A 26521-nucleotide genomic window follows, 5' to 3' on the forward strand; every position below is an offset into this window, starting at 1 on the left:
TCCCTCCGCCGCGTACCGAGCCGTGTCGAAGTGCGTCTCACTCTGCCGCAGGGACATCACGCCATCCTCGCCATCAGGGTCGCCGCCACCACGACGGCCGTGCCGCCGAACATCGACAGCGCGTACGAGCGGGCGAAACCGGTCTGCACCTTGCGCACGCGCGCCGAGGTGCCGCCGATGAACGCCGCGAGCCCGCCCACGAATCCGTCGATGCCGCGCAGGTCCAGCCACACGAGCAGGCGGGTCAGGTACTGGCCGGGCCGCATGACCAGGCCCTCGTTGATCGAGTCCTGGTAGAGGTCCTTGCGGGCCGCGACCGTGGCGAGCGAGCCCTGCGGCGCGACGGCCGGGACCTCGCGCCGCGCGTACTGGACGTAGGCCACCAGCACGCCGAGGGCCATCATCGCGGTCGCCATGCCGGTCACCACCCAGACGCTGAACGGCAGGTGGCCGTGGTCGAAGCCGGTGACGGGGGTGAGCCAGTCCACGAACGCGTCGTTCAGGACGAACAGGCCGCCGGCGAACACCGATCCGAACGCCAGCACGATCATCGGCAGCGTCATCGACACCGGCGACTCGTGCGGGTGCGGCTCGCGCCAGTCCGACGGCGCCCCGACCGGGGCCTCCTTCCAGCGCTCGCGGCCGAAGAAGGTCATGAGCATCACGCGCGTCATGTAGTACGCGGTGAGCGCCGCCGCGACCAGCATCACCGAACCCAGGATGTAGCCGCTGGTGGCGTCCTTCGCGAACGCCGCCTCGATGATCTTGTCCTTGGTGAAGAACCCGGACAGCATCGGGAAGCCGATGATCGCGAGGTAGCCGAGCCCGAACGTCACGAACGTGACCGGCATGTACGTGCGCAGGCCGCCGTACCGCCGCATGTCGACCTCGTCGTTCATGCCGTGCATGACCGAGCCCGCGCCGAGGAACAGCCCGGCCTTGAAGAAGCCGTGCGTCACCAGGTGCATGATCGCGAAGGCGTAGCCGATCGGGCCGAGCCCGGCCGCCAGGATCATGTAGCCGATCTGCGACATCGTGGATGCCGCGAGGGCTTTCTTGATGTCGTCCTTCGCACAGCCGACGATCGCCCCGAAGAGCACCGTGATGGCACCCACGATGGTGACGACCAGTTGCGCGTCGGACGAGGCGTTGAAGATCTCCCCGGACCGCGTGATCAGGTACACGCCCGCGGTGACCATCGTCGCCGCGTGGATCAGCGCGGAGACCGGCGTCGGGCCCTCCATCGCGTCGCCGAGCCACGCCTGCAGCGGGAACTGCGCCGACTTGCCGCAGGCCGCGAGGAGCAGCATCAGGCCGATCCCGGTCATCGTGCCGTCGGACGCGGTGGCCGCGCCGCCCAGCACCTGGTCGAACGAGAACGTCCCGAACGTGGTGAACATCAGGAAGATCGCGACGGCCAGACCGAAGTCGCCGACGCGGTTCATGATGAACGCCTTCTTCGCCGCGGTCGCCGCCGACGGCTTGTGCTGCCAGAAGCCGATCAGCAGGTACGACGCGAGCCCGACGCCCTCCCAACCCACGTACAGCAGAAGGAAGTTGTTCGCGAGGACCAGCAGCAGCATCGACGCGAGGAACAGGTTCAGGTACGCGAAGAACCGGCGCCTGTTGGCGTCGTGCGCCATGTAGCCGATCGAGTAGATGTGGATCAGCGAGCCGACGCCCGTGATCAGCAGCACGAACACCATCGACAACTGGTCGAGGTGCAGTCCGATTTCGGCCTGGAAGCCCTCCGCCGGCACCCAGTCCCACAGATGCTGATTCACCGACCGCTCGGCGTCGTCCTTGCCGAGCATCGCCGCGAACAGCACGGCGCCGACCGCGAACGAGCCGAGCGCCAGCAGCGTCCCGAGCCAATGGCCGAATCTGTTCGTCCGCCTGCCGCCCAGCAGCAGCACCGCCGCGCCGAGCAACGGCAGCCCGATGACCAGCCAGGTGGCCGAGAACACGCCGTCCGCCGCGACCGAGTGCAGGCCCTGTCCGCCTTCCGACGAAGCCAACACGCCTGCGGAAACCGAGGTTGTGATCACCAGTCCCCTACCACTTCATCAGGTTGGCGTCATCGACCGAGGCCGTACGGCGGGCGCGGAAGATGGCGATGATGATGGACAACCCGACGACGACCTCGGCCGCCGCGACGACCATCGTGAAGAACGCGATGATCTGCCCGTCGAGGTTGCCGTGCATCCGCGCGAACGTCACGAACGCCAGGTTCGTCGCGTTGAGCATCAGCTCGACGCACATGAACACCACGATCGCGTTGCGCCGCAGCAGGACCCCGGCCGCGCCGATGGTGAACAACAGAGCCGACAGATACAGGTAGTTCGCCGGGTTCATGACAGCGACCCCTTCGATTCCTTCGATCCGGCGCCGGCCGCGACGGAGTCGCCGTCGGTACGCTCCGCCCCGGCCCGGTCAGGGTCCACGCCCGGTGCCCCCTCACCGGGCGAGGTGCCGTCCCGGGTTCCGTCGCCGGCGTCGCCGCCGTCCGGACCCGGTCCGCCCGCCGCCGGGCCGTCCGGGGTGCCGGTGCCCTCCTCGCCGTCGCGCCGGGCCGGCGGCACGTCGCCGCGCTGCTCCATCCAGACCTCGGCGTGCTCCTCCAACTCCGCGACGCGGTGCACCGGTTCGCGGCTCACGTCGCGGACCTGGCCGCGCGCCCGCAGCGTCGCGTTGACCGACAGCTCGGAGACCGTGCCGTCGGGCAGCAGCGCGGGGATGTCGACGGCGTTGTGCCGCGCGTACACGCCCGGCGCCGGAAGCGGGGCCAGGTTGACGTTCTCGCGCACGCGCTCGTCGGCGAGTTCGCGCTGCGTCTTGCGCGGCGTGAGCCGCTCGCGGTGGGCGAGCACCATCGCGCCGAGCGCGGCGGTGATCAGCAGCGCGCTGGTGACCTCGAACGCCCAGACGTAGCGCGTGAAGATCAGGTGCGCCAAGCCGTCGACGTTGCGGTTCTCGCGCATCGCCGCCACGACCGCGGGGTCGGTCTCGACGACGCCCGAGGGCGACGTCCCGCCGCCGAAACCGGCGAAGTCGCCCAGCGCCGCGTTCGCGATCCCGGCGATCAGGAGGATGCCGAAGCCGAGCCCCGCGAGTGCCGCCGCGACGCGCTGCCCGCGCAGCGTCTCCTTGAGGGAGTCGGCCGACGAGACGCCGACCAGCATCAGCACGAACAGGAACAGCATCATGATCGCGCCGGTGTAGACGACGATCTGCACGATGCCGAGGAACACCGCGCCCTGGGCCATGTAGAAGAAGGCCAGGCACAGCATCGTCGCCGCCAGCATGAGCGCGCTGTGCACGGCCTTCTTCATGAAGACCGTGCCGAGCGCGCCGATCAGCGCGATGGTGGCGAGGATCCAGAACTGCACCGCCTCGCCCGTCGAGGTGCGGGTCAGCTGCTCCGCGAGGACGACCCCGCCGGACAGCCCGTCGGTCGCCGCGGTCATCGGATCCCCGCCTCATGGTCGCCGGGCGCGCCGTCGGCCGCGTCCCCGTCGCCGGCCTCGTCCTCGGGGCCCGCCCCTTGCGTCACCGTCCCCGGTGCCGCCTCGGTGACCTTGCCGAGGTAGTAGTCCCGCTCCTCCATCTCGGGGTACATCGCGTGCGGCGGGGCGACCATGCCCTCGTGCAGCGGTGCCAGGAGCTGGTCCTTGGTGAAGATCAGGCTCGCCCGCGTGGTGTCGGCGAGTTCGTACTCGTTCGTCATCGTCAGCGCCCGGGTCGGGCACGCCTCGATGCACAGGCCGCAGAAGATGCAGCGCAGGTAGTTGATCTGGTAGACGCGGCCGTAGCGCTCGCCCGGGGAGAAGCGCTCCTCCTCGGAGTTGTCGGCGCCTTCGACGTAGATCGCGTCGGCCGGACACGCCCATGCGCACAGCTCGCAGCCGACGCACTTCTCCAGGCCGTCCGGATGCCGGTTGAGCTGGTGCCGCCCGTGGTAGCGCGGCGCGGTCGGCTTCTTCTCGAAGGGGTAGAACTCGGTGTTCGCCTTCTTGAACATCGTCCCGAAGGTGACGCCGAAGCCCGCGACGGGTCCCAGGAAGCTGCCCACGATCACACCTCCCTGTCCGTCGTATCCGTCGTGTCGCCCGGTTCGTCCGGTTCGGGCGCGCCCACCGGCACGGCGCGCTTGACGGCGCGCCTCGGCACCGGCGGCAACTGCTGGCCGGGCAGCGGCGGGACGGGGAAGCCGCCCGCCATCGGGTCGAAGGGCTCGGCCGCTCCCGGGGTGCCGGGCAGCGGCTCGGGTTTCGCGTCCTTGTCCTCGCCGCCGCCGCGGAGCATGTCCCACAGCACCGAGAGCAGCAGGAGCACGATGATCGCCCCGGCGATGCCGAACACGATGTCGCGGTAGTCGTGGCCCTCGTTCTTGAGCGCCCGCACGGTGGCGATGGCCATCAGCCACACCAGCGACGACGGGATCAGGACCTTCCAGCCGAACCGCATGAACTGGTCGTAGCGCAGGCGTGGCAGCGTGCCGCGCAGCCAGATGAACAGGAACAGGAACAGCTGGACCTTGAGGAAGTACCAAAGCAGCGTCCACCAGCCGCTGTTCGCGCCGTCCCAGACGGCGGTGATCGGCCAGGGCGCCCGGTAGCCGCCGAGGAAGAGCGTGGTGGCCAGCGACGAGACGACCACCATGTTGATGTACTCGGCGAGGAAGAACAGCGCGAACTTCAGCGACGAGTACTCGGTGTGGAAGCCGCCGACGAGTTCGCCCTCGGCCTCGGGGAGGTCGAACGGCGCGCGGTTGGTCTCGCCGACCATCGCGATGACGTAGATGATGAACGACACCGGGAGCAGCGCCGCGTACCAGGTGTCGGTCTGCGAGGCGACGATCTCCGACGTGGACATCGAGCCCGCGTAGAGGAAGACCCCGGCGAACGACAGGCCCATGGCGACCTCGTACGAGATCATCTGGGCGGTGCTGCGCAGCGAGCCGAGCAGCGGGTACGTCGATCCGGACGACCAGCCCGCGAGCACGATGCCGTAGATGCCGACCGAGGCCGTGGCCAGGATGTACAGCACGGCGACCGGGAGGTCGGTGAGCTGCAGATGGGTCTGGTGTCCGAACATCGACACCTCGCCGCCCATCGGGATCACGGCGAACGCCATGAACGCCGGGACCATCGCGACGACCGGCGCGAGGATGTAGACGGGCTTGTCGGCCGCCTTGACGACGATGTCTTCCTTGAAGGCCAGCTTCACGCCGTCCGCGAGGGACTGGAGCAGGCCTTGGGGGCCGACGTGCTTGGGGCCGATGCGCATCTGCATCCACGCGACGACCTTGCGCTCCCACCAGATGGCGAAGAGCGTCATGACGACGCAGAACGCGAAGACCAGCACGGCCTTGAACAGCACGAGCCACCACGGGTCGGAACCGAACCCGACCGGTGCGGCGAGTTGTACGCCGGCCTCGGCCGCGGCCTGCCCGGCGGCCAGTTGCCCGCTCATCGATTCTCCTCACCCTCGCCGGAACGCCCGCCCGGGCGCTCGCCGGTCCGGTCTCCGGCGGCGTCGCCCTCGGTGTCGCCGCCGGTGGCCCGGGGGCGGTCCTCGGGGTTCTCGCCGGCTCCGGCCCCGGTGGGCCGCGCGTGCGAGCCGTTGACCGCTCCGTTCAGGGAGCCGTTCACCGCTCCGTCGTTGGCGCGCTGCTGCGGCAGGACCGCGGCGCGGAGCCGCACGACCTCGCCCGCCGAGACGCCGAGTGTGCGGAAGACCGCGGAGCCCGGGGAGTTCGCGGGCAGCCACACGACGCGATCGGCCATCTCGGTGACCGCGAGCGGCAGCGTGATCTCGCCGCCGTGCGCCGTCGAGACGGTCACCTCGCCGCCTTCCGGCGCGCCGATCTCCTCGGCGGAGCCGGCGCTGAGGCGCACGACCGGGCGGCGGCGGGTGCCGGCCAGGGCCGACTCGCCGTCCTGGGCGCGGCCTTCGTCGAGCAGCGCGCGCCAGGTCGCGAGCACGGCCTCGCCCGCGACGGGGTTCGGGGCCGGCGGGCGGACGGAGGCTGCGGGGGCCGCGGCGCGTTCCCCGGCCCAGCCGCCGAGGCCGCGCAGTTCGCGCCGGGCGGACGCGACGTCGGGCAGGCCGAGGACGTAGTCCATCTCGTCGGCGAGCGTGTGGAGCACCCGCAGGTCGGGCATCGACGTGCCGGCGTCGGTGGCCATCTGGTCGTGCTTGAGGACAGAGGCGAACGGTCGTTCGCGGCCCTCCCAGTCGACGAACGTGCCGGGCTTCTCGGCCGCCGCCGCGACGGGGAAGACGATGTCGGCGCGGTCGGTGACCTCGCTGTGCCGCATCTCCAGGCTGACGACGAACGGCACGGTCTCCAGCGCGGCCAACGCCCCCGCGGGGTCCGGCAGATCGCCGGGCTCGACACCGCCCACGAGCAGCGCGGTGAGCTTGCCGTCGCGGGCCGCGCGCAGCATCGACGCGGTGTCGAGGCCGTATCCGCCGGGGAGTTCGGGGACCCGCCAGGCGGCGGCGACCTCGGCGCGGGCCGCCGGGTCGCTGACCGGGCGGCCCCCGGGCAGCAGGTTGAACAGCGCGCCGGCCTCCAGCGCGCCGCGTTCGCCGGCGCGGCGGGGGACCCAGGCGAGCCGCGCCCCGGTGGCCTCCGCGAGGGCGAGGGCGGCGGTGAGCGCGCCGGGGACTCCGGCGAGGCGTTCGCCGACCAGGATGACCGAGCCGTTCGCGCGCAGCAGTTCGGCGGCGTCCCGGCCGAGGTCGTCGAGCCCGGCGCCGGTCGCGAGGGCGCCGAGCCAGTCGGTCTCGGTGCCGGGCGCGGCGCGGAGCAGGGCGCCGTTCACGCGGATCAGGCCCGAGGTCGCGAACGGGGCGACGGAGAAGACCTTGAGGCGGTTCTTGCGGGCGGCCTTGCGCAGCCGCAGGAAGACGATCGGGGATTCGTCCTCGGGCTCGAACCCGGCCAGCAGCACGGCGGGCGCGCGTTCGAGGTCGGCGTACGTGACCCCTATCCCCGTCCCGGCGACCTCGGAGGCGAGGAAGTCGGCCTCCTCGGTGCTGTGGTCGCGGGCGCGGAAGTCGATGTCGTTGGTGCCGAGGGCGACGCGGGCGAACTTGGCGTAGGCGTAGGCGTCTTCGACGGTGACCCGGCCGCCGACCAGCACGCCCGTACGCTCCCGGGCGGCGAGCAGGCCCTCGGCCGCCGCCGCGAGCGCGTCCGGCCACGAGGTCTCGCGCAGTTCACCGGTGTCGCGGTCGCGCACCAGCGGGTTCGTGATGCGGTCGCGGAGGGAGGCGTACCGGAACGCGAAGCGGCCTTTGTCGCAGTTCCATTCCTCGTTGACCTCGGGGTCGTCGCCCGCGAGGCGCCGCATGACCCGGCCGCGCCGGTGGTCGGCGCGCAACGAGCAGCCGGACGCGCAGTGTTCGCACGCGGTGGGGGTCGAGACGAGGTCGAACGGGCGGGAGCGGAACCGGTAGGCGGCCGAGGTGAGCGCGCCGACCGGGCAGATCTGGATGGTGTTGCCGGAGAAGTACGACTCGAAGGGCTGCTTCTCGTAGATCCCGACCTGCTGCAGCGCGCCTCGTTCGATCAGGGCGATGAACGGGTCGCCGGCGATCTGCTCGGAGAACCGCGTGCACCGCGCGCACAGCACGCACCGCTCGCGGTCGAGCAGCACCTGCGACGAGATCGGCAGCGGCTTGGGGAAGGTGCGTTTGACGTCCCCGAACCGCGAGGTCGCGCGGGTCGAGGTCATCGCCTGGTTCTGGAGCGGGCATTCGCCGCCCTTGTCGCAGACCGGGCAGTCCAGGGGGTGGTTGATGAGCAGCAGCTCCATCACGCCGTCCTGGGCCTTGCGGGCCACGGGCGAGCTGATCTGCGTCTTGACGACCATGCCGTCGGTGACGGTGATCGTGCAGGACGCCATCGGCTTGCGCTGGCCTTCGACCTCGACCATGCACTGGCGGCAGGCGCCGACCGGGTCGAGCAGGGGGTGGTCGCAGAACCTCGGGATCTGGATGCCGAGCAGTTCGGCGGCCCGGATGACCAGGGTGCCCTTGGGCACGCTGATCTCGATGCCGTCGATGGTGCAGGTGACGAGGTCCTCCGCCGGCACGGGGGAACCGCCCGAGGGTGCGTTGGTGGTTACCGTCATCAGGCTTGCGCTCCTGCCAGGTTCGAGGCCCAGACCGTGGAGGCGGCCGGGTCGAAGGGACAGCCGCGGTGGGCGAGGTGGGCGACGTATTCGTCGCGGAAGTGCTTGAGCGAGGAGAAGATCGGGCTCGCGGCGCCGTCGCCGAGGGCGCAGAACGACTTGCCGTTGATGTTGTCGGCGACGTCGAACAGCGTGTCGAGGTCTTCCTCCGTCCCGTCGCCGCGCTCCAGGCGCTCCATGATCTGCTGGAGCCAGTACGTCCCTTCGCGGCACGGCGTGCATTTGCCGCACGACTCGTGGGCGTAGAACTCGGTCCAGCGCAGCACCGCGCGGACGACGCAGACGGTCTCGTCGAAGATCTGGAGGGCCTTGGTGCCGAGCATCGACCCGGCGGCGCCGACGTTCTCGTAGTCGAGGGGGACGTCGAGGTGTTCGTCGGTGAGCAGCGGGGTCGAGGAGCCGCCGGGCGTCCAGAACTTGAGGCGGTGGCCTTCGCGGACGCCGCCCGCGAGGTCGAGGAGCTGGCGCAGGGTGACGCCGAGGGGGGCCTCGTACTGGCCGGGGCGTTTGACGTGCCCGGAGAGCGAATAGAGCGTGAAGCCGGGCGACTTCTCGGAGCCCATCGAGCGGAACCAGTCGACGCCGTCGCGCATGATCGCGGGCACCGAGGCGATCGACTCGACGTTGTTGACGCACGTCGGCGACGCGTACAGGCCCGCGACGGCGGGGAACGGCGGGCGCAGCCGGGGCTGTCCGCGGCGGCCTTCGAGGGAGTCGAGCAGCGCCGTCTCCTCGCCGCAGATGTACGCGCCGGCTCCGGCGTGCACGGTGAGTTCGAGGTCGAACCCGGAGCCGAGGATGTCGCGGCCCAGGTAGCCCGCGTCGTAGGCCTCCCGCACCGCGGTCTGGAGGCGGCGCAGCACCGGCACGGCCTCGCCGCGCAGGTAGATGAAGGCGTGGTTGGAGCGGATCGCGTACGCCGCGATGACCGCGCCTTCGATGAGGACGTGCGGGTTGGCGTACATCAGCGGCATGTCTTTGCAGGTGCCCGGCTCGGATTCGTCGGCGTTGACGACGAGGTAGTGCGGGTTGCCGTCGCCTTGGGGGATGAAGCCCCATTTCATGCCGGTCGGGAAGCCCGCGCCGCCGCGTCCGCGCAGACCGGCGTCCTTGACGGTCTGGATGACCTCGTCCTGGTGTTTGCCGAGGGCCGTGCGCAGGCCCTGGTAGCCGTCGTGCCGCAGGTAGGTTTCGAGCCGCCAGGGCCGGTCGTCGTCCCAGGGCGCGGACAGGACGGGGGTGAGGATCTCGGGCCCGGTCCCTCCCGTGGTCCCGGGCGTGTCGGTCGCGTCGGTCACGGGGATCACGCCCTCTTCTCGGTCGGCTCGTCGGGCCCGTCGGGGTTGTGTCCGCGGGCGATGCGCAGGCCGACGAGGCTCGGTGTGCCGCCCGCGCCGCCTTCGTCGACGGCGTCGGGGCGCGGGTCGGGGAACCCGGCGAGGACGCGGGCGGTCTCGCGGAAGGTGCACAGCGTCGCGCCGCGCGAGGGGGTGGCGGGCCGGCCGGCGCGCAGTCGGTCGACGAGCTCCCTCGCGGAGGCGGGGGTGACGTTGTCGAAGAACTCCCAGTTGACCATCACGACGGGCGCGTAGTCGCAGGCCGCGTTGCACTCGATGTGTTCGAGGGTGACGGAGCCGTCGGGGGTGGTGCCCTTGTTGCCGACGCCGAGGTGGTCCTTGAGCGTCGCGAAGATCTCGTCGCCGCCCATGACGGCGCACAGGGTGTTGGTGCAGACGCCGACGTGGAAGTCGCCGCCGTTCTCGCGGCGGTACATCGAGTAGAAGGTGGCGACACCGGTCACGTCGGCGGCGCTCAGGCCCAGCATGTCGGCGCAGAACTCGATGCCGCTCGGGCTGACGTACCCCTCCTCGGCCTGCACGAGGTGCAGCAGGGGCAGCAGGGCCGAACGCGACTGGGGGTAGCGGCCGATGATCTCCCGCGCGTCGGCTTCGAGCCGGGCGCGTACGTCGGCGGGGTAGCCCGGAGCGGGCTGTGCGGGTGGGCGGGGCATGCCGAGGTCGGTCATCGGTCGACACCTCCCATGACGGGGTCGATGCTCGCGACCGCGACGATGACGTCGGCGACCTGGCCGCCTTCGCACATGGCGGCCATGGCCTGGAGGTTGGTGAAGGACGGGTCGCGGTAGTGGACGCGGTACGGGCGGGTGCCGCCGTCGCTGACCATGTGCACGCCCAGTTCGCCCTTGGGCGACTCGATCGCGGCGTACACCTGGCCGGGCGGGACGCGGAAGCCCTCGGTCACCAGCTTGAAGTGGTGGATCAGGGACTCCATCGAGGTGCCCATGATGGTGCGGATGTGGTCGAGCGAGTTGCCGAGGCCGTCGGGGCCGAGGGCGAGTTGCGCGGGCCACGCGATCTTCTTGTCCTCGACCATGACCGGGCCGGGCTTGAGCCGGTCCAGGCACTGTTCGACGATCTTGAGGGATTCCTTCATCTCCGCGATGCGGATCAGGTAGCGGCCGTACGCGTCGCAGGTGTTCTCGGTCGGGACGTCGAACTCGTAGTTCTGGTAGCCGAAGTACGGCTGTGTCTTGCGCAGGTCGTGGGGCAGCCCGGCGGAGCGCAGGCACGGGCCGGTGACGCCGAGGGCCATGCAGCCGGTCAGGTCGAGGTAGCCGATGCCCTCGGTGCGGCCCTTGAAGATCGGGTTGTCGTTGAGCAGTGCCTCGTATTCGCGGATGCGGCCGGGCAGTACCTCGACGAGTTCGCGGATCTTGTCGACCGCGCCGGGGGGCAGGTCCTGCGCGAGGCCGCCCGGCCGGATGTACGCGTGGTTCATGCGCAGGCCGGTGACCATCTCGAAGACGTCGAGGATGAGTTCGCGGTCGCGGAAGCCGAACGTCATGACGGTGAGCGCGCCGATCTCCATGCCGCCGGTCGCGAGGCAGACCATGTGCGACGAGATGCGGTTGAGCTCCATGAGCAGGACGCGGATGACGTTGGCGCGGTCCGGGACCTGGTCGGCGATGCCGAGCAGCTTCTCGACGCCGAGGCAGTAGGCGGCCTCGTTGTGCAGCGGCGTGAGGTAGTCCATGCGCGTCACGAAGGTGACGCCCTGGGTCCAGGACCGGAATTCGAGGTTTTTCTCGATGCCGGTGTGCAGGTAGCCGATGCCGCAGCGGGCCTCGGTGACCGTCTCGCCGTCCATCTCCAGGATGAGCCGGAGCACGCCGTGGGTGGACGGGTGTTGCGGGCCCATGTTGACGACGATGCGCTCGTCGGCGTCGGCGGCGGCCTGCACCACCTCGTCCCAGTCGGATCCGGTGACGGTGTAGACGCGGCCCTCGGTGGTCTCGCGGGCCGGGGCTTCCTGCGTTCCCCGAGCGGTGTCCCGGGTGTTCGTCGTGTCGGCCATCAGCTGTACGACCTCCGCTGGTCGGGCGGCGGAATCTGGGCGCCCTTGTACTCGACGGGCACGCCGCCGAGCGGGTAGTCCTTTCGTTGCGGGTGTCCGGGCCAGTCGTCCGGCATGAGAATGCGGGTCAGCGCCGGGTGTCCGTCGAAGACGATGCCGAAGAAGTCGTACGTCTCGCGCTCGTGCCAGTCGAGCGTCGGATACACCTTCGTCAGCGAGGGCACGTGCGGGTCCGCGTCGGGGGCGGCGACCTCGACGCGGAGCTGCCGGTTGTGGGTGATCGAGCGCAGGTGGTAGACGGCGTGCAGCTCGCGGCCGGTGTCGGTCGGGTAGTGCACGCCGCTGACGCCGCTGCACAGTTCGAAGCGCAGCGCGGCGTCGTCGCGCAGGGTGCGGGCGACCTGCGGGAGGCTGTCGCGGCGGACGTGGAACGTGAGTTCGCCGCGGTCGACGACGACGCGTTCGACGGCGTCGTCGAATTCGATGCCGGCCTCCTCGAGGGCGCCGGTCAGCTCGTCCGCGACGATGTCGAACTCGCCTTCGCGGCGGCCGTCTTCGTCGGTCGGGTCGCTCTCCGGGCCGCCGTACGGCCGGGTCGCGGCGGGTGGGAGCGCGACGGTGCGGACGAGGCGTCCGTAGCCCGACGTGTCGCCGGAGCCCTTCGCGCCGAACATGCCGTGGCGGACGTCCAGGACCTCGGCCGCGCCCGCTTCGTTTTCGTCGCGCCGGACGGGAACCCCGGAGCCGTTCTGTGCGTCACTCACCGCAACAGCCCCCTGTCCTCGGGCGAACGCAGCATCTCGATGGTGGGGACGGCCGTCAGGGCGGCTTGTTCCGCCGCGCGGGCGGCCTGTTCGCGGTTCACGCCGAGCGGCGTGTTCTGCACCTGCTCGTGCAGCTTGAGGATCGCGTCCATCAGCATCTCCGGGCGCGGCGGGCAGCCGGGGAGGTAGATGTCGACCGGGACGATGTGGTCGACACCCTGCACGATCGCGTAGTTGTTGAACATGCCGCCGGAGGACGCGCAGACCCCCATCGACAGCACCCACTTCGGCGCGGCCATCTGGTCGTAGATCTGCCGCAGCACGGGCGCCATCTTCTGGCTCACGCGCCCGGCGACGATCATCAGGTCGGCCTGCCGCGGCGACGCGCGGAAGACCTCCATGCCGAACCGCGCGAGGTCGTACCGCCCCGCGCCGGTCGCCATCATCTCGATCGCGCAGCACGCGAGCCCGAAGGTGGCCGGCCAGAACGAACTCTTGCGGAAGTAGCCGGCGAGATCTTCGACCGTGCTGAGCAGGAAGCCGCTGGGCAGCTTCTCCTCAATACCCATCGGATGGCCCCTCCTGGATCACCTGGAACACCTGGATCCCTGCCTCAGTGCCTGCGGTGTGCGGATCAGTCCCACTCGAGGCCGCCGCGGCGCCAGATGTAGGCGTACGCGACGAACACGGTGAGGATGAACAGGGCCATCTCGACGAGACCGAAGATGCCGAGGGAGTCGAAGTAGACGGCCCACGGATAGAGGAAGACGATCTCGATGTCGAAGATGATGAAGAGCATCGCCGTCAGGTAGTACTTCACCGGGAAGCGCCCGCCGCCCATGGGCTGCGGTGTCGGCTCGATACCGCACTCGTACGCCTCCAACTTGGCCCGGTTGTACCGCTTGGGCCCGGTCAGTGCACCGGCGACGAGGGAGATCACACCGAACGCGGCGGCGATGCCGCCGAGCACGAGAATCGGCGCGTACAGGTTCATGCCGCACTGCTCCCTTCCGTCCATCGGGCCCGGTCACACCCACCCGCTTGTGAGCATGTGACCAGGTTCACAAGCACCCGGAACGGCGCCGATCCTACGCCCCTCGTCTTGTGATCTGCGACACGGGTGCTATTCGATCTTGTTGTGATCTTCACCACCTGATGATCGTTCAGAAACGATCATGCACAAACAGGTTGCGACGCAGCGCACGCTTTCGGACACGCTCAGCGCGCAAACCAACCCGGCGGATGCCGATTCGAGGAACGGTCTATATCACCGGATTTGGCGGATCATCAAATTTGATCAAGATCACGGTCTCGTGTTAGTGAACGGACCCTCGCGGGGCATCGGGCACCACGCGTGACCTTGGGGTTTCCTGTCACACGCGAATCAAACCCACGGAATGAAAAGCGAGTTGGGCGGGCGGGGCGGCGAACGGGCGCGTGGGGGAGGCGGGGCACGCGGGAACTCCCCGTCGACGCGTGACCGCGGTCGGCGCCGCGTCCGGCCGCCGCGTCGCCTATCCGGCCGCGTCGAGTGCGGCCAGCGCGCGTTCGAACGCGGCTTGGGCACGGTCGTCGAAGAGGACGAACCGGGCCTCGGTGACGCGGGTGTCCGTGTCCCGCACCGTCGTGAGCGCGATGCGGGCCGCGTCGTCGATCGGCCAGCGGTACACGCCGGTCGAGACGGCCGGGAACGCCACGCTGCGCGCGCCCAGTTCGTCCGCGACGCGCAGGGACTCGCGGTAGCACGACGCGAGTACGGCCGAGCGGTCCTCGGAGGCCGACCACACCGGGCCGACGGTGTGGATCACCCACCGCGCGTCCAGCCGCCCCGCCGTCGTCGCGACCGCCTGTCCGGCCGGCAGCCCGCGCCCGTAGTGGGACGCGCGCAGGGCCCGGCACGCCTCCAGGATCTCGGGGCCGCCCCGGCGGTGGACCGCCCCGTCGACGCCGCCACCGCCGAGCAGCGACGAGTTCGCGGCGTTGACGATCGCGTCGACGGATTCGTGGGTGATGTCGCCCCGTACCAGCGTGATCCCGACCATGGCCGCCACGCTATGCGGCGGGCGTCCTCCGCCGCGAACGCGGAGTGACGGGACCGGGCCGCGCCTCGTACGCGAATCCGGCCTCCGACCGCCGAATTCCGGCCGCGCCCATCTGCCCGGTCGGCCGAAAACCGACGTCGTGCCGCACGCCGCGCCCGCACTCCCGAACTCGGCCGCGAGAGTTGCATTTTCCCTCGCCAAATCCGTTACGCAGGCGAACCCTCATGAGTCATCATGGAGTTCCGGCTCCTCGTGGGTCGTGGCGTCATCGCAGGTCATCGTCGTTGTCCAGCACACTCAGCACACCTGTGTCGCCATTTCGGCGATCTTCCCCGACGTTCGCCGCGCCCTCGTCCGAGACTCCCCGCGTACGGCCGCTCCCACGGCCGCACTTGCGGCTTATGTCGCATGGGCCGGAGGCGGTGCCGACGTCGCGTTTCCGTATTTTTTCCGTCACTGCGATTCCGGGCGAGGGGGCGGTTTCGGCATGGTCGAACTCGCGGTCGTGATCCCTTACTTCAATCCGGCGGGCTACGTTTCCCATGAGCGGAAGCTGGCCCGCACTCTTGCCGCGTTCCGGGCGGTCGGCCTGGCCGGGGACGTGCATCTCACCGGGGCCGGCGGCAGCCGTCCCCTCGACGCGCAGGTGGCGTTCTGGGACGCCGACTGCCCCTATCTCTGGCACAAGGAACGCCTGATCAACCTCGCCGTCTCCCGGCTGCCCGCGCGGTACACCCATGTCGTGTGGTCCGACAGCGACATCATCGTCGACGAGGACTGGGCGGACGCCGTCGCCGACGCGTTCCGCACCGCGGCGGTGGTGCAGTGCTTTCGCACCGCCCGCTACCGCGACACGGCCGGCCACGTCTCCATGACCCGCTCCAGCGCGCTGCTCCCCGGCGAGCGCGGCGCGATGGGCCTCGTCTGGGGCGCCGACCGCTCGCTGTTCGCCGACGGCCCGGGCCTGTTCGAACACGCCGTGGTCGGCGGGGGCGATTCGATTCTCGGACGGGCGATCCGGGTCGACCACAAGACCCCGTCCGTCCCCTGGCTCGCCCGCCACCGCCACATGCTGTCCCGCACATGGTCGCCCGAACTCCTCGCCGAACAGGACGCCTGGGTCGCGGCCACCGCCCACTGGCTCACCGACCGGGGGGTCGCGGCTGCCGCCGCCGACATCCAGGTCCTGGAACACGGCCCGCGCGCCCAACGCCGGTACAACGACCGCCACGCCCTCCTCGCCGACTTCTCCCCCGCCGATCACCTCGTCGACGAACCCGGCCGCGTCCTCCGGTGGACCCCCGCCGCCGCCGACCTCGAACCCGCCGTCCGCGCCTACTTCCACAGCCGAGGCGAGGACGACCCGAGCCACATTCCGGCCCCCGACATCCCCGCCGCCCACGCCGCGGAGTCCGCCGCCTGACCACCCGTCCCCTCATCCGGCCCGGGGAGGGGCGGCGCTCGCGCGGGCGCTGTCTCTCCCTCCGACCGGATGAGACGATTGCTTATGTATCTGCGGCTCACGGCCATGGATTCATCTCATCCACGGCGGTCCAATGGAGGCATGACCTCCACCGACAGCGCCTCCCGCAGCCGTACCGGCCACGACGCCCTGCTGATCGCCTCGATCGTCCTCACCGCGCTGATGGCGGGCGTGCACTTCTGCTTCTCCGTCGCGATCGTCCCCGGGCTCGACGGGGCCGACGACCGCACCTACATCGACGTGATGCAGCGGATCAACGAGAAGATCGAGAACCCGGTCTTCTTCCTCGCGTTCTTCGGCGCCTTCCTCGTACCGCTCGCGGCCGTCTTCGCGCAGCGGCGCCGCGGCGGGGGCGCCGTCCCGCGGTGGATCACCGCGGGGTTGGTCCTGTACGCGCTGAGCGCCGTGACCACGATCGCGTTCAACATCCCGCTCAACGAGACCCTGCACGACGCGGGGGATCCGGCGGCGATCGCCGACCCGCACGCCGTACGCGCCGACTTCGAAGACCCGTGGGTGGCCTGGAACATCGTCCGCACGGTGTTGTCCACAGCGGCCGTGGGCGCCCTGGCGTACGCGGCGCTCCTCCGGGGGCGGGCGACGCGCACCCACGGCGGATGAGCCGCGGCCGAGGGAAGGCGGGCGCCCGCGGGCCCGCCTTCCCTCGGTCTCACGCGGGCGTCGCGTCGTCCCGCGCGCGTTCCGCGTCCTCCGCCGACAGCAGCCCGGCACGGATCAGCAGCCGCAGCCACGTGTCGGCGTACCGGCCCTTGCGGTCCCTGCGCACGCGCGCGCCCGGGCCCAACACCGTGTCGACCAGCCGCACGTAGCCCGGGCCCAGCACCATGTCGTTGAAGAACGCGGCGATGCCGGGGGCCAGTTCCGGGAACTCGACGTCGGCGTCGGGGGTGCGGCACAGCCACATGTAGTCGTCGGATGCCAGGAAGTAGACGACGCCGTCGTCGGTGTCCATGACCACGCGTTCCCCATACACGGACATCTCGGGCACCCGGGCGGTGCTCACCAACTCCCGGCCCACGGTGAGCGGGTCGCCCATCGGGCAGTCGTCCACCCGCTCCCGCGCCGCCCACGCCGCGGGGCCCAGCACCTCGTCCGGCCGCACGAACCGGAAGTACGTCCCCTCCAGCCTGCCCACCACGCCGAAGACGTCCGCGACTTCCTCCGGCAACCCGGGAATCGCCTCGACCGGCCCGGTCGGCGCCTCGACCACCACCCCGGCGCCGGGCTCGTCCGCGACGCGCCGAAGGAGCGCGAGCTTCTCCCGGATCTCCCCGACGACCGAGCGCGAGACAGCGTCCATCGGCTCACTCTACGCCGGGCGGACGCCCCCCGCGCCGGCCGCGTTCGCGGCGGACAAGTGCCGCCCCCGGCACGGGACTTCGTGTCTCGTTCCCACGACTACCCCCAGGTTGTCCACAGGCCTGTGGACAACCGAATGGCGCCGGCGTGTGGCGTTCCGTGGGCGTCGCTCGCGGCGCGTGGTTGTCGTCATCGGGGGGCGGACAGGCCGCGCAGGGCGATTTCGACCTGGTGGGTGATCGCGTCCGGGTCGTCGGCCGGAAGCAGTTGGGCGATGCGGATGAGGCCGAACACCTGGTAGGCGATGTCGGTGGCGGTGACGTCCGCGGCCAGGGTTCCGTCGGCGCGGGACCGGGCGACCGCCTCGCGGCCGATCCCGGTGAGGTGCGCGAGGCAGCGTTCGACCTCGGCTTCGGCCGGCGACCCGGCGGCGAGCAGGTCGACCATCGCCTTGTTGCCCACAAGATGGGACACCCTCGCGTGGAGGAACGCGCGGAGGGCGGGGAGCGCGGACAGGCCCTCGGGGAGGGCCGCGACCGCGAGGGCGGCCATGTCGGTGCCGGTCACGGCCCGGACCAGGTGCTCGCGGGTGGGGAAGTGCCGGTAGAGCGTGCCGATGCCGACCCCCGCCGCCGCGGCGACCGCGCGCATGTCGACGGCCATGCCGCCGCGCCGGAAGGCCTCGCCCGCGGCGATCAGAATCCGCTGCTTGTTGGCGGCGGCGTCCCGCCGCTGTCTCCGGTCCTCGGGCACCCCGCCACTATAGCGATGCGGAACACATGTTCCGTGTGGGTGCTACGCTGCCTTCCGGAACATCGGTTCCGGAACAGGGGAGGCATGCGCCGATGCGAACCATCGTCATCACCGGAGGCACCGACGGGATGGGTGCGGCACTGGCACGGCACTTCCTGGCGCGGGGCGACCGCGTCGTGGTGATCGGGCGGAACCGCGCGAAGTTCGAGGCGCTGGTCGCCGGCGTGACCCGCGGGACCCCGTCGGCCGCGTCGCGCGCCGAGTTCATCGCGGCCGACCTCTCCCTGGTCGCCGAGAGCCGCCGCGTGGTCGACCACCTGACGGCGCACCACGAGCGCATCGACGCCCTCGTGCTCGCGGCGTCGTTCATCCGGCAACGGCGGCACGTCACCCCCGAGGGGCACGAGGCGTCCTGGGCACTCTTCTTCCTCGGCAAATACGTCTTCGTCACGGGCCTCGCCGCGCGGCTGCGGGCCGCCGGGCACCCGGTCGTGGTGAACACCGCCGTTCCCGGCGCACGGCCGGACGCGATCGACTTCGACGACCCGGGGATGACCGACGCGTTCACCTTCACGCGATCCAACGCCCAGCAGCGTCGCGCCAACGAACTCCTCGGCCTCCTCGCCACCCGCGACAACCCGGCCCTCACCTACGTGACGTGGGGGCCGGCGTGGCTCGTGAAGTCCGGTTTCGCGGGTGACGTCGGCCTGGGGATGCGGACCGCGGCCACGGTCTTCGGGACGCTGTTCGGCCGCCGCCCCGAGAAGGCGGTAGCCCCGGTCATCGACCTCATCGACCACCCCGCCCCGGGGCGGGCCGCCTTGCGCGGCGCCAAAAGGCTCGCCCTCGGCGGCGCCCGCGACGACAAGGACGCCGTTCGGCTGGCAGCGGTGGTCGAGAACAGCCTCTGACGTGCACCGACGCTCCGGCGGCGAGGACGCGGCGCCCGCCGCCTCGGTACGGACGCGCTCGGCCTCCGCCTCGGCGTCGGCGCGCAGCCGCTCCGTCTCCGTGCGGGGAGCCCGGACCCGCCCCGGCGAGAACGGCGTCGGGGAGGCCGAGGTGGTCCAGGAGCGCGACCAGGTCGTCGGTGTACCGCGCCCACGTGGGGGAGGCCGGGTTCCGGCCGACCGAACGGCCGTAGCCGCGCAGATCGGGCAGATCGGGCAGATCGGGCAGGACGACCGTCCACCGGTCCGCGAACAACTCGGCCGGCGGGACCATGCTCTCGCGGTCGGGACCGCCGGCGTGCAGGGGAGCGAGCGCCGGGCCCGTTCCGACGACGGTGGCGTGCAGGGGCAGTCGTCGTCCGCCCGGTAGGTGATCTCTGCCGTGTGCCGACGCTGGGTCGGCCGTGACGGCGGCCGGTACCCGTCAGCCCGCCCACGCCCGTCGCGATCCCGCCACGTCCGGGTGCGAAACGACCGATGAGTTCCGCCGCGCCGGGCCGTCTTCATCGTAGGAAGGGCCGAGCGGCGAACCCGAGGAGCGTCCACGCCATGAGCCAGGAAAGCGTCAGCGCCACGCTGACCGTCACCGAGCCCGCCGCGAGGGTGTTCGCGGTGCTGGCGGATCCGGTGAACCACACCGCGATCGACGGCACGGGCTGGGTCCGGGCGCCCGTCGACCGGGCTCCGCTGACCGAGCCGGGGCAGATCTTCCGGATGGGCATGTACCACGCGAACCATCCGGACGGCGGCTATCAGACGGTCAACAAGGTCCACGTCCTCGATCCCCCGCGCGCCATCGGCTGGCTGACGGGGCAAGAGTTGGCGGACGGCACGCTGGAGTTCGGCGGGTGGCTGTGGCGCTACGACCTCACACCGCTCGGTCCGTCGGCGACCGAGGTGACGCTCACGTACGACTGGTCCGCGGTGCCGCGCCACATCCGGGACCGGGGCATCACGTTCCCGCCCTTCGGCCCCGACCACCTCGCGAACTCACTCGACCACCTGGCCGCGTTGGCCGCGCGTCGGTGAGGGCGGTGTCCGCGGAGTCGCGGGGGAGCACATACCGTCGCGTCGGTCCGGGCGCGTACCGCGCGAACGCGTGGGTTCCGCGGGCTGACACCGCTCAGGTGGTGCCGCCCAGTGGTCTGATCGGCACGACCATCGCCCCCACCGCCGCACAGGCACCGACCCGTCGCGCGCACCGGCGCACCCGCGCCGTCATCGTTGGGATCACAGCTCTCCTCCCCGCCGTCCGACCCACGAAGAACACCACGGCATTGTCCCCCCTTTCCCCTCGGATGCCGCGCCTCCACCGGTGTCGATCGGATTTTCCCACGCGATCGCACGCGGAAATCCCCCTGGCCCGCTCTCGGTTCTCCGCCCCGGCGAAAACACGCGGTCCGGTCTTTCTTCTTCCGGTATCGCGGGGACAATCCCCGGTGGGCGCGGGCGGGTTCGTGCGGCGAGGGTTGCGGCTTGGGGGGGCTCCGGATTCACAAGCCTTCAGGAATCGGGGAGTTCGTACGTCCGGATTCAGGGGGCGTCGGGTTCGGGGGTTGGCGCGTTCCAGGACTTTCAGGTTCAGAAAATCAGGTATTCAGATGCTCACGTATTCAGCGCGATCGTGAACCAGACGCGCTTTCCCTGGGCCAGCGGGGCGATGCCGTATTCGTGGGCGAGGCGGCTCACGAGCGGAAGGCCCCAACCGGATTCGTCTTCGGGGGCGGGGCGGCCGAGCAGCGGAATGGCCAGGGTGCACGGGTGGGAGTCCTCGACGGCGACGACCATCACATGGCACTCGGGGTCGTGAAGTACATTCACCCGCACGGGAGTTCCCCACGGGGTGTGGCGCACGATATTGGAGACGAGTTCACTGGTGAGCAGCCTGGCGGTTTCTGCGTCACCCTCGCCCGCGCCCAGCCTGACGGCGCATTCGTGGACGAAGTTCCGGACGGGGCCGACCAGTTCCGGAGCGGACGGGCATCTGACGGTGGCCACCGGGGCGATCAGGTGATGCCTGGATCTCCCACGGTGGTCGAGCATTCGGGTTGTCAAAGCACTCCCCTTTCGTGTTCGCTCATACGCGGTGCGTGACGGCACCGTCTGGACTTTAGACGCGTGCAACGTTGCATGCACCAATAACCCGGGAAGCATCACTCGATCGAGTGCCTGATCGGCGAATTCGACTGCTGGTTCGCCCGGTTGCCGCAGACTGCCTTCGCGTGAGCGGATGGGAGGAGCGATGGCGGGAACACCCACGTACGCCCGGCGCAGGGTCGGCGCCGAACTGCGGCGGTGGCGTACGGCAGTCGACCTGTCCGGGGAGGACGTCGCCGACGCCTGCGGGTGGGACAAGTCGAAGATCAGCCGCATCGAGAACGCGAAAGTCGCCCTCACTCCCCGTGATTTGCGCAGGCTCTGCACGCTCTACGGCCTGGAGTCCGCGGACGCGGTCCGGCTGGAAACCCTGCTGACCGAGCCGTCGGGGCCGCGCTGGTGGGCCCGCTACGCGGATTTCCTCAACCCGGCGTACGAAGAGTTGATCTGCCTGGAATCACAGGCGTCCAGCGTGCACGCCGCGAACGCCAATCTCGTCGTCGGCCTCCTCCAGACCCGCGACTACGCGACCGCGGTCATGACGTCGGGCCCGTCGATTCCGGACCCCGATCACCGCGAGGCGCTGGTCGAAGTGCGTATGAAACGCCAGCGGGTCCTGGTCGGGGACCGGCCGATCACTCTCGACGCCGTCATCTCCGAGGCGGCGTTGCTGTGCGAGATCGGCGGTCGCAAGGTGCTGGCCGAACAGCTGGAACACCTCCTGGGCATCACCGAGCTGCCGAATGTCAATCTCCGTGTTCTGCCCATCACTTCGACGGCGAACGCCTTCAACGGCGGCCTGACCCTTTACGGATTTCCGGAACCCCACGATCCGAGCGTGTTGTTCATCGAGTACCACGCGGGGACCCTCATCAGGGACGAGGAACGCGACATTCGTCGCCACCGGCGGCAGCTGGAGTATCTGATCGCCAACTCCCTGAGCGCGCACGAATCTCGCGAGCACATCTCCAGGAGACTGAAGACACTATGACCTCCCAGCCACGAACATGGCGGAAATCGAGCCACTCCGCCCAAGGCGGTGACTGCATCGAGGTCGCTCCACTCGACCGCCGCACCGGCGTCCGAGACAGCAAGTCACGCGCGGAAGGCCACATCGAACTCCCCACGACCGCTTGGAGTGCGTTCCTGGGGAGCCTCAAGCGACACTGAAGCGGCGAACGCCCTTCGCGGCACGGCGCCCGCGGTCGAACCGCCCGAGCACGAACACGACCCGACCGATCGGAACACCCGCCGAAACCGCGAGGGCGGTCGCCTTGGCGATCTCCGGGGAGACACCGCGCGGATCGCGGATCGAGGAACAGGACAAAGCCCGCCAGGCCGAGCGCTGTCGCGCCGGCCGCGATCGCCGCGGAAACGACCGCGTGGACGATCTCGATCGTCCTCCGGTCCCGCTCCGCGCGACCGCGCGCCGGCACGGCTCCGCCTCGCCGTCCGCCGCCTCGCCGTCCGCCGCCTCGGCGGTTACGCGCGGGGGGCGATCTTGGCCATGCCGTTGATGATGCGGTCGAAAGCGTCGCCGCCTCGGGGGTCGGTCAGGTTGGCGAGCATTTTGAGGACGAACTTCATGGCGACCGGGTGCGGGAGGCCGTGCTTGGTCGCGAAGTTCATGACCTTGGGTTCGCCGATGAGCTTGACGAACAGGCGGCCGAGCGTGTAGTAGCCGCCGTAGGTCTGCTTCAGGATGCGCGGGTAGTCGTGGAGCGCGCGCTCGCGGCCCTCGGGAGTCTGGCGGGCGAGCGCCTGGGCGATGACCTGGGCGGCGATCTCGCCGGACTCCATCGCGTACGCGATGCCCTCGCCGTTGAACGGGTTGACCATTCCGCCCGCGTCGCCGACCAGGAGCAGGCCCTTGGTGTAGTGCGGCTGGCGGTTGAAGCCCATCGGCAGCGCCGCGCCACGGATGGGGCCTTCCTGGTTCTCGTCGGTGTAGCCCCACTCCTCGGGCATTCCCGCGACCCAGGCCTTCAACAGGTCGCGGTAGTCGATGTCCTTGAAGGAATCCGACGTGTTGAGCAGGCCGAGGCCGACGTTCGACGTGCCGTCGCCCATGCCGAAGATCCAGCCGTAGCCGGGCAGCAGGTCGTTCTTGCCGTCGCGCTTGTCCCACAGTTCGAGCCACGATTCGAGGTAATCGTCGTCGTGGCGCGGGGACGTGAAGTAGGTGCGCACCGCGACGCCCATCGGGCGGTCCTCGCGGCGGTGCAGGCCCATCGCGAGCGACAGGCGCGTGGAGTTGCCGTCGGCGGCGACGACGACGGGGGCGCGGAAGACCTTCTCCTCCTTGTCGGCCCCGACCTTCGCGCGCACGCCGACGACACGGCCCGTACGCTCGTCCAGCACCGGACCGGTCACGTTCGTCCGCTCGTGTACCTTCGCGCCCGCCGACGCAGCCTGCCGCGCCAGGATCTCGTCGAAGTCGGTGCGCTTGCGGACCAGGCCGTAGTTGGGGAACGACGCCAGGTCGGGCCAGTCGAGCGTGAGCGTCATGCCGCCGCCGAGGATCCGGAGGCCCTTGTTGGGCAGCCACCCGGCCTCGGGCGAGATGTCGACGCCCATCGACACCAACTGCTTGACCGCACGCGGCGTCAGCCCGTCACCGCACACCTTCTCGCGCGGGAACGCCGTCTTCTCCAGGAGCAGCACGCTGCGCCCGGCCTTCGCGAGGTGGTACGCCGTCGTCGACCCGGCGGGGCCGGCGCCGACGACGATGACATCGGCCTCGTGCGCGGAGTCGGCCCGGAAGGTTCCGGACGCGGTGGTCTCGTCGGCATCAGCCTCGGCAACGACCTCGGCGGCGGGCACGGACTCGGACAAGGGCTCGGTCAACGCGGCTCTCCTGGGGTGCGCCCGTGTACGGAGGTACGGGGCTGCGGCGGATAGCCACCGAGTTTAGTGCCGCGGCGGCCGTCGCCCCCGCCGCCCGTCGTCAGTCGTGGTCCCTCAGCCGCTCCGAGACCGGGTCGACGTGGCCGCTCAGCCGCCTGCGGGCCTTCTCGCGCGCCTTGTCCGGCAGGGCCTCGACGTCGAGCAGCTTCGGCAGCAACTCGGGTGCGGTGGTCAGCGCGCGGAAGACCGTACCGATGTCGACGCCGTGGCCCGGCCGGTGCACGATCTCGACCGCGTCGCCCGCGCGTACCTCTCCCGGTTCGAGAACGCGCAGGTAGGCGCCCGGCCGCGCCTCCCGCGTGAACCGCCTGATCCACCCGCGTTCGCCGAGGAACCCGGCGAACGTCCGGCACGGGATGCGCGGCGTGGACACCTCCAGCAGCGCGCCGCCGACCCGCCAGTGCTCGCCGATCACCGCGCCGGTCACGTCGACACCGACCGTGGTCAGGTTCTCGCCGAAAATGCCGGGTTCGATCGTCCGCTCGATGCGGTCCGACCACGTGGTGAGGTCTTCCCACGCGAACGCGTAGACCGCTTGGTCCGGGCCGCCGTGGTGGCGCCGGTCGCACACGTCGTCGCCCGCCACGCCGCTGCCCTCCTCGGGGGCGGAGAGGAGCACGGCCCCTTCCGTGGGGCGCTTGTCGATCCCGGTGACCGGCTCGTCGGAGTGCTCGGACGGGGTGGCCTTGCCGACGTTGACCGACATGAGAGCAGACATGGCGACACCGTACCCAGGGCTTATGGCGTGTCGGCTCCCGACATCCGGGGCCGCCGCGGCGCGTCCGGATCACCGGGTTTGAACGCGCGGTGCAGGGCCACGACGCCGCCGGTGAGGTCGCGCCAGGCGACGCGGTGCCAGCCCGCCTCGCCGACCAAGCGGGCCAGCGCGGGCTGGTCGGGCCACGCGCGGATGGACTCGGCGAGGTAGACGTACGCCTCGGGGTTGCTGCTGACGGCGGTGGCGACGGACGGCAGCGCGCGCATCAGGTATTCGACGTAGACCGTGCGGAACGGCCGCCACGTGGGGTGGCTGAACTCGCACACCACCAGGCGCCCGCCGGGCCTGGTCACGCGCAGCATCTCGGCGAGCCCGGCCTTCGGGTCGCTCACGTTGCGCAGGCCGAAGGAGATCGTGACGGCGTCGAACGTGTCGTCGGCGAACGGCAGTCGGGTGGCGTCCCCGGCGGTGAAGGGCAGGTCCGGGTGGCGGCGCTTGCCCTCGCGGAGCATGCCGAGCGAGAAATCGCACGGGACGACCGTGGCGCCGGCGTCGCGGAACGGCAGCGAGCTGGTGCCGGTGCCCGCGGCGAGGTCCAGGACGCGCTCCCCCGGGCGCGGGTCCACGGCGGCCGTGACGGCCTTGCGCCACCGGCGGTCCTGGCCGAGGGACAGAACGGTGTTGGTCAGGTCGTACTTCGCCGCGACGTCGTCGAACATCGCGGCGACGTCGCGCGGCTGCTTGTCCAGGGAGGCTCGGGTCACGGCTCCATCTTCGCGGGTGCGCGTCCGTGCCCGGTACGCGCGGTCGGTGCGGCGCGCTCCCTCCGTCCGGCACGGCCGCCCGCGTAGTGTCGCGGGCGGGAGCCGGACCCGGGCGGTCGACGGGTCCGGGGCCGATTCCGTATCCGCGGGAGGAGCGACACATGCGCGCGCCACACAAGGCATGGACGACCACCGACGACATCCCCGATCTGACGGGCATGGTGGCGGTCGTGACCGGTGCCAACTCCGGGTTGGGCCTGGTCACCACACGGGAGCTCGCGCGCAAGGGCGCGACGGTCGTGATGGCGTGCCGCGACGCGGAACGCGGCGAGGCGGCGCGCGCCCGGGTCGCGGGGTCGCTGCCGCCGAATCTGGCCGACGTGTCGGTGCTGCCGCTCGACCTCGCGGACCTGGCGTCGGTACGCGACTTCGCGGACGCCGTCGGCGAGCGTTTCGACGGGCTCGACATCCTGGTGAACAACGCGGGGGTCATGGCGCTGCCGCCGCGCCGCACCGCCGACGGGTTCGAGATGCAGATGGGCACGAACCACCTGGGCCCGTTCGCGCTGTCGGGGCTGCTGGCGCCGCTGCTGCTGACGCGCCCCGGGGCGCGCGTGGTGACGGTGGCCAGCGGCGCGCACGCGTTGGGCCGCCCGGATCCGGCGTACGTGCGGGGGTGGCGGGTGCCGTACCGGAAGTGGCGGGCGTACGGCGCGAGCAAGTCGGCCAACCTGATGTTCACCGCCGAACTCGCACGCCGTGCGCGGAAGTCGGGCGTCGATCTGGTGAGCGTCGCGGCGCATCCCGGGTACGCCGACACGAATCTGCAGAGCGTCGGGCCGCGCATGACGGGCGACACGCGCGCGGAGCGGGGCGCCGCGCTCGTGAACCGGCTGGTGGCGACGTCGCCGGACACGGGTGCGCTGCCGCAGCTGTACGCCGCCACCGCACCGGATGTGCGGAACGGCGCGTTCTACGGCCCCCGTTTCGGCATGCTCGGACGCCCGGCGCGGACGCCCCGTGCGCCGTGGGTCCGCGATGTGGCGCAAAACCGGCGGCTGTGGGAGGCGTCGGAGGAGGTCACCGGGGTGCGCTGGGCGCCGCCGCTGGACGACTGATCCGCCGCCGCCTCATCCGTCGG

The 26521-nt window shown here is 70.8% G+C and carries 27 protein-coding genes and 1 pseudogene; 8 read left to right on the plus strand and 20 right to left on the minus strand.

Annotated elements, in window-relative coordinates:
* Positions 1–56: 56 nt before the first annotated feature.
* From nuoL to LO772_RS14660, 13 genes are all read right to left on the minus strand, one after another.
* Positions 57–1967 (minus strand): NADH-quinone oxidoreductase subunit L, encoded by a 1911-nt coding sequence (nuoL, locus tag LO772_RS14600; RefSeq protein WP_231779552.1) that lies wholly within the window; start codon positions 1965–1967, stop codon positions 57–59.
* Positions 1968–2055: 88 nt separating this feature from the next.
* A complete protein-coding gene (gene nuoK, locus LO772_RS14605) occupies positions 2056–2355 on the minus strand; it encodes an NADH-quinone oxidoreductase subunit NuoK (RefSeq protein ID WP_231778839.1) in 300 nt (99 codons plus the stop codon).
* A complete protein-coding gene (locus LO772_RS14610; protein WP_231778840.1) occupies positions 2352–3467 on the minus strand; it encodes an NADH-quinone oxidoreductase subunit J in 1116 nt (371 codons plus the stop codon). The genes nuoK and LO772_RS14610 overlap by 4 nt, the downstream gene beginning before the upstream one ends.
* Entirely contained in the window at positions 3464–4072 is a 609-nt protein-coding gene (gene nuoI, locus LO772_RS14615) for an NADH-quinone oxidoreductase subunit NuoI (protein ID WP_269453208.1), read from the minus strand. Before nuoI ends, LO772_RS14610 begins: the two co-directional genes overlap by 4 nt.
* Before the next feature lie 2 nt (positions 4073–4074).
* Entirely contained in the window at positions 4075–5475 is a 1401-nt protein-coding gene (nuoH, locus tag LO772_RS14620) for an NADH-quinone oxidoreductase subunit NuoH (RefSeq protein WP_231778841.1), read from the minus strand.
* On the minus strand, positions 5472–8147 hold the full coding sequence (locus tag LO772_RS14625) for an NADH-quinone oxidoreductase subunit G (protein WP_231778842.1): 2676 nt from the start codon (positions 8145–8147) through the stop codon (positions 5472–5474). Before LO772_RS14625 ends, nuoH begins: the two co-directional genes overlap by 4 nt.
* Positions 8147–9514: an NADH-quinone oxidoreductase subunit NuoF gene (gene nuoF / locus LO772_RS14630; RefSeq protein WP_443089415.1), complete on the minus strand. Its 1368-nt coding sequence runs from the start codon at positions 9512–9514 to the stop codon at positions 8147–8149. The genes LO772_RS14625 and nuoF overlap by 1 nt, the downstream gene beginning before the upstream one ends.
* Entirely contained in the window at positions 9511–10233 is a 723-nt protein-coding gene (gene nuoE, locus LO772_RS14635) for an NADH-quinone oxidoreductase subunit NuoE (protein WP_231778843.1), read from the minus strand. Before nuoE ends, nuoF begins: the two co-directional genes overlap by 4 nt.
* Positions 10230–11582 carry an NADH-quinone oxidoreductase subunit D gene (locus LO772_RS14640; protein WP_231778844.1) on the minus strand — a complete coding sequence of 451 codons (1353 nt, stop codon included), beginning with the start codon at positions 11580–11582 and terminating at the stop codon, positions 10230–10232. Before LO772_RS14640 ends, nuoE begins: the two co-directional genes overlap by 4 nt.
* On the minus strand, positions 11582–12346 hold the full coding sequence (locus LO772_RS14645; RefSeq protein ID WP_269453209.1) for an NADH-quinone oxidoreductase subunit C: 765 nt from the start codon (positions 12344–12346) through the stop codon (positions 11582–11584). Before LO772_RS14645 ends, LO772_RS14640 begins: the two co-directional genes overlap by 1 nt.
* A complete protein-coding gene (locus LO772_RS14650; RefSeq protein ID WP_231778845.1) occupies positions 12343–12915 on the minus strand; it encodes a NuoB/complex I 20 kDa subunit family protein in 573 nt (190 codons plus the stop codon). The genes LO772_RS14645 and LO772_RS14650 overlap by 4 nt, the downstream gene beginning before the upstream one ends.
* A gap of 65 nt (positions 12916–12980) precedes the next feature.
* The gene (locus tag LO772_RS14655) at positions 12981–13340 is read right to left on the minus strand and encodes an NADH-quinone oxidoreductase subunit A (RefSeq protein WP_231778846.1); all 360 of its coding nucleotides are present in this window, start codon (positions 13338–13340) and stop codon (positions 12981–12983) included.
* A 520-nt stretch (positions 13341–13860) separates the two neighbouring features.
* Positions 13861–14388 carry an O-acetyl-ADP-ribose deacetylase gene (locus LO772_RS14660; RefSeq protein ID WP_231778847.1) on the minus strand — a complete coding sequence of 176 codons (528 nt, stop codon included), beginning with the start codon at positions 14386–14388 and terminating at the stop codon, positions 13861–13863.
* 487 nt (positions 14389–14875) lie between these two features.
* Here LO772_RS14660 and LO772_RS14665 point away from each other — a divergent pair, with 487 nt between their 5' ends.
* Both LO772_RS14665 and LO772_RS14670 read left to right on the plus strand, forming a co-directional pair.
* Entirely contained in the window at positions 14876–15811 is a 936-nt protein-coding gene (locus LO772_RS14665) for a hypothetical protein (RefSeq protein WP_231778848.1), read from the plus strand.
* Between the two features lie 141 nt (positions 15812–15952).
* Positions 15953–16492, plus strand: coding sequence for an anthrone oxygenase family protein (locus LO772_RS14670; RefSeq protein ID WP_231778849.1), 540 nt, complete (start codon positions 15953–15955; stop codon positions 16490–16492).
* A 49-nt stretch (positions 16493–16541) separates the two neighbouring features.
* Here the strand turns inward: LO772_RS14670 and LO772_RS14675 are convergent, their stop codons facing one another.
* Both LO772_RS14675 and LO772_RS14680 read right to left on the minus strand, forming a co-directional pair.
* The gene (locus tag LO772_RS14675) at positions 16542–17192 is read right to left on the minus strand and encodes a hypothetical protein (protein ID WP_231778850.1); all 651 of its coding nucleotides are present in this window, start codon (positions 17190–17192) and stop codon (positions 16542–16544) included.
* A gap of 188 nt (positions 17193–17380) precedes the next feature.
* Entirely contained in the window at positions 17381–17944 is a 564-nt protein-coding gene (locus LO772_RS14680; protein ID WP_231778851.1) for a TetR/AcrR family transcriptional regulator, read from the minus strand.
* A 92-nt stretch (positions 17945–18036) separates the two neighbouring features.
* Between LO772_RS14680 and LO772_RS14685 the strand changes: the two genes are divergently transcribed.
* The 3 genes from LO772_RS14685 to LO772_RS14695 all read left to right on the plus strand — a co-directional run bounded on the left by LO772_RS14685 (position 18037) and on the right by LO772_RS14695 (position 19923).
* Entirely contained in the window at positions 18037–18855 is an 819-nt protein-coding gene (locus tag LO772_RS14685) for an SDR family NAD(P)-dependent oxidoreductase (protein ID WP_231778852.1), read from the plus strand.
* 1 nt (position 18856) lies between these two features.
* A complete protein-coding gene (locus LO772_RS14690; RefSeq protein ID WP_231778853.1) occupies positions 18857–19264 on the plus strand; it encodes a hypothetical protein in 408 nt (135 codons plus the stop codon).
* A gap of 179 nt (positions 19265–19443) precedes the next feature.
* Complete coding sequence (locus LO772_RS14695; RefSeq protein WP_231778854.1) at positions 19444–19923, plus strand: polyketide cyclase; 480 nt, start codon at positions 19444–19446, stop codon at positions 19921–19923.
* Positions 19924–20499: 576 nt separating this feature from the next.
* Here the strand turns inward: LO772_RS14695 and LO772_RS14700 are convergent.
* Positions 20500–20892 carry an ATP-binding protein gene (locus tag LO772_RS14700; protein WP_231778855.1) on the minus strand — a complete coding sequence of 131 codons (393 nt, stop codon included), beginning with the start codon at positions 20890–20892 and terminating at the stop codon, positions 20500–20502.
* Between the two features lie 244 nt (positions 20893–21136).
* On the opposite strand from LO772_RS14700, the gene LO772_RS14705 reads away from it, so the two are divergent.
* Positions 21137–21982 carry a helix-turn-helix domain-containing protein gene (locus LO772_RS14705; protein WP_231778856.1) on the plus strand — a complete coding sequence of 282 codons (846 nt, stop codon included), beginning with the start codon at positions 21137–21139 and terminating at the stop codon, positions 21980–21982.
* A complete protein-coding gene (locus tag LO772_RS14710; RefSeq protein ID WP_231778857.1) occupies positions 21979–22161 on the plus strand; it encodes a DUF397 domain-containing protein in 183 nt (60 codons plus the stop codon). The genes LO772_RS14705 and LO772_RS14710 overlap by 4 nt, the downstream gene beginning before the upstream one ends.
* Before the next feature lie 146 nt (positions 22162–22307).
* Here the strand turns inward: LO772_RS14710 and LO772_RS36325 are convergent.
* From LO772_RS36325 to LO772_RS14725, 4 genes and pseudogenes are all read right to left on the minus strand, one after another.
* Positions 22308–22427, minus strand: a pseudogene (locus LO772_RS36325) (DUF6332 family protein); the annotation flags it as partial.
* Positions 22428–22473: 46 nt separating this feature from the next.
* The gene (locus LO772_RS14715) at positions 22474–23721 is read right to left on the minus strand and encodes a geranylgeranyl reductase family protein (protein ID WP_231779556.1); all 1248 of its coding nucleotides are present in this window, start codon (positions 23719–23721) and stop codon (positions 22474–22476) included.
* A gap of 217 nt (positions 23722–23938) precedes the next feature.
* Positions 23939–24616 carry an MOSC domain-containing protein gene (locus LO772_RS14720; protein ID WP_231778858.1) on the minus strand — a complete coding sequence of 226 codons (678 nt, stop codon included), beginning with the start codon at positions 24614–24616 and terminating at the stop codon, positions 23939–23941.
* 20 nt (positions 24617–24636) lie between these two features.
* On the minus strand, positions 24637–25380 hold the full coding sequence (locus LO772_RS14725) for a demethylmenaquinone methyltransferase (RefSeq protein ID WP_231778859.1): 744 nt from the start codon (positions 25378–25380) through the stop codon (positions 24637–24639).
* 161 nt (positions 25381–25541) lie between these two features.
* On the opposite strand from LO772_RS14725, the gene LO772_RS14730 reads away from it, so the two are divergent.
* Positions 25542–26498, plus strand: coding sequence for an oxidoreductase (locus LO772_RS14730; protein ID WP_231778860.1), 957 nt, complete (start codon positions 25542–25544; stop codon positions 26496–26498).
* Positions 26499–26521 lie beyond the last annotated feature (23 nt).

The organism is Yinghuangia sp. ASG 101 (assembly GCF_021165735.1).
Taxonomy (GTDB): Bacteria; Actinomycetota; Actinomycetes; order Streptomycetales; family Streptomycetaceae; genus Yinghuangia.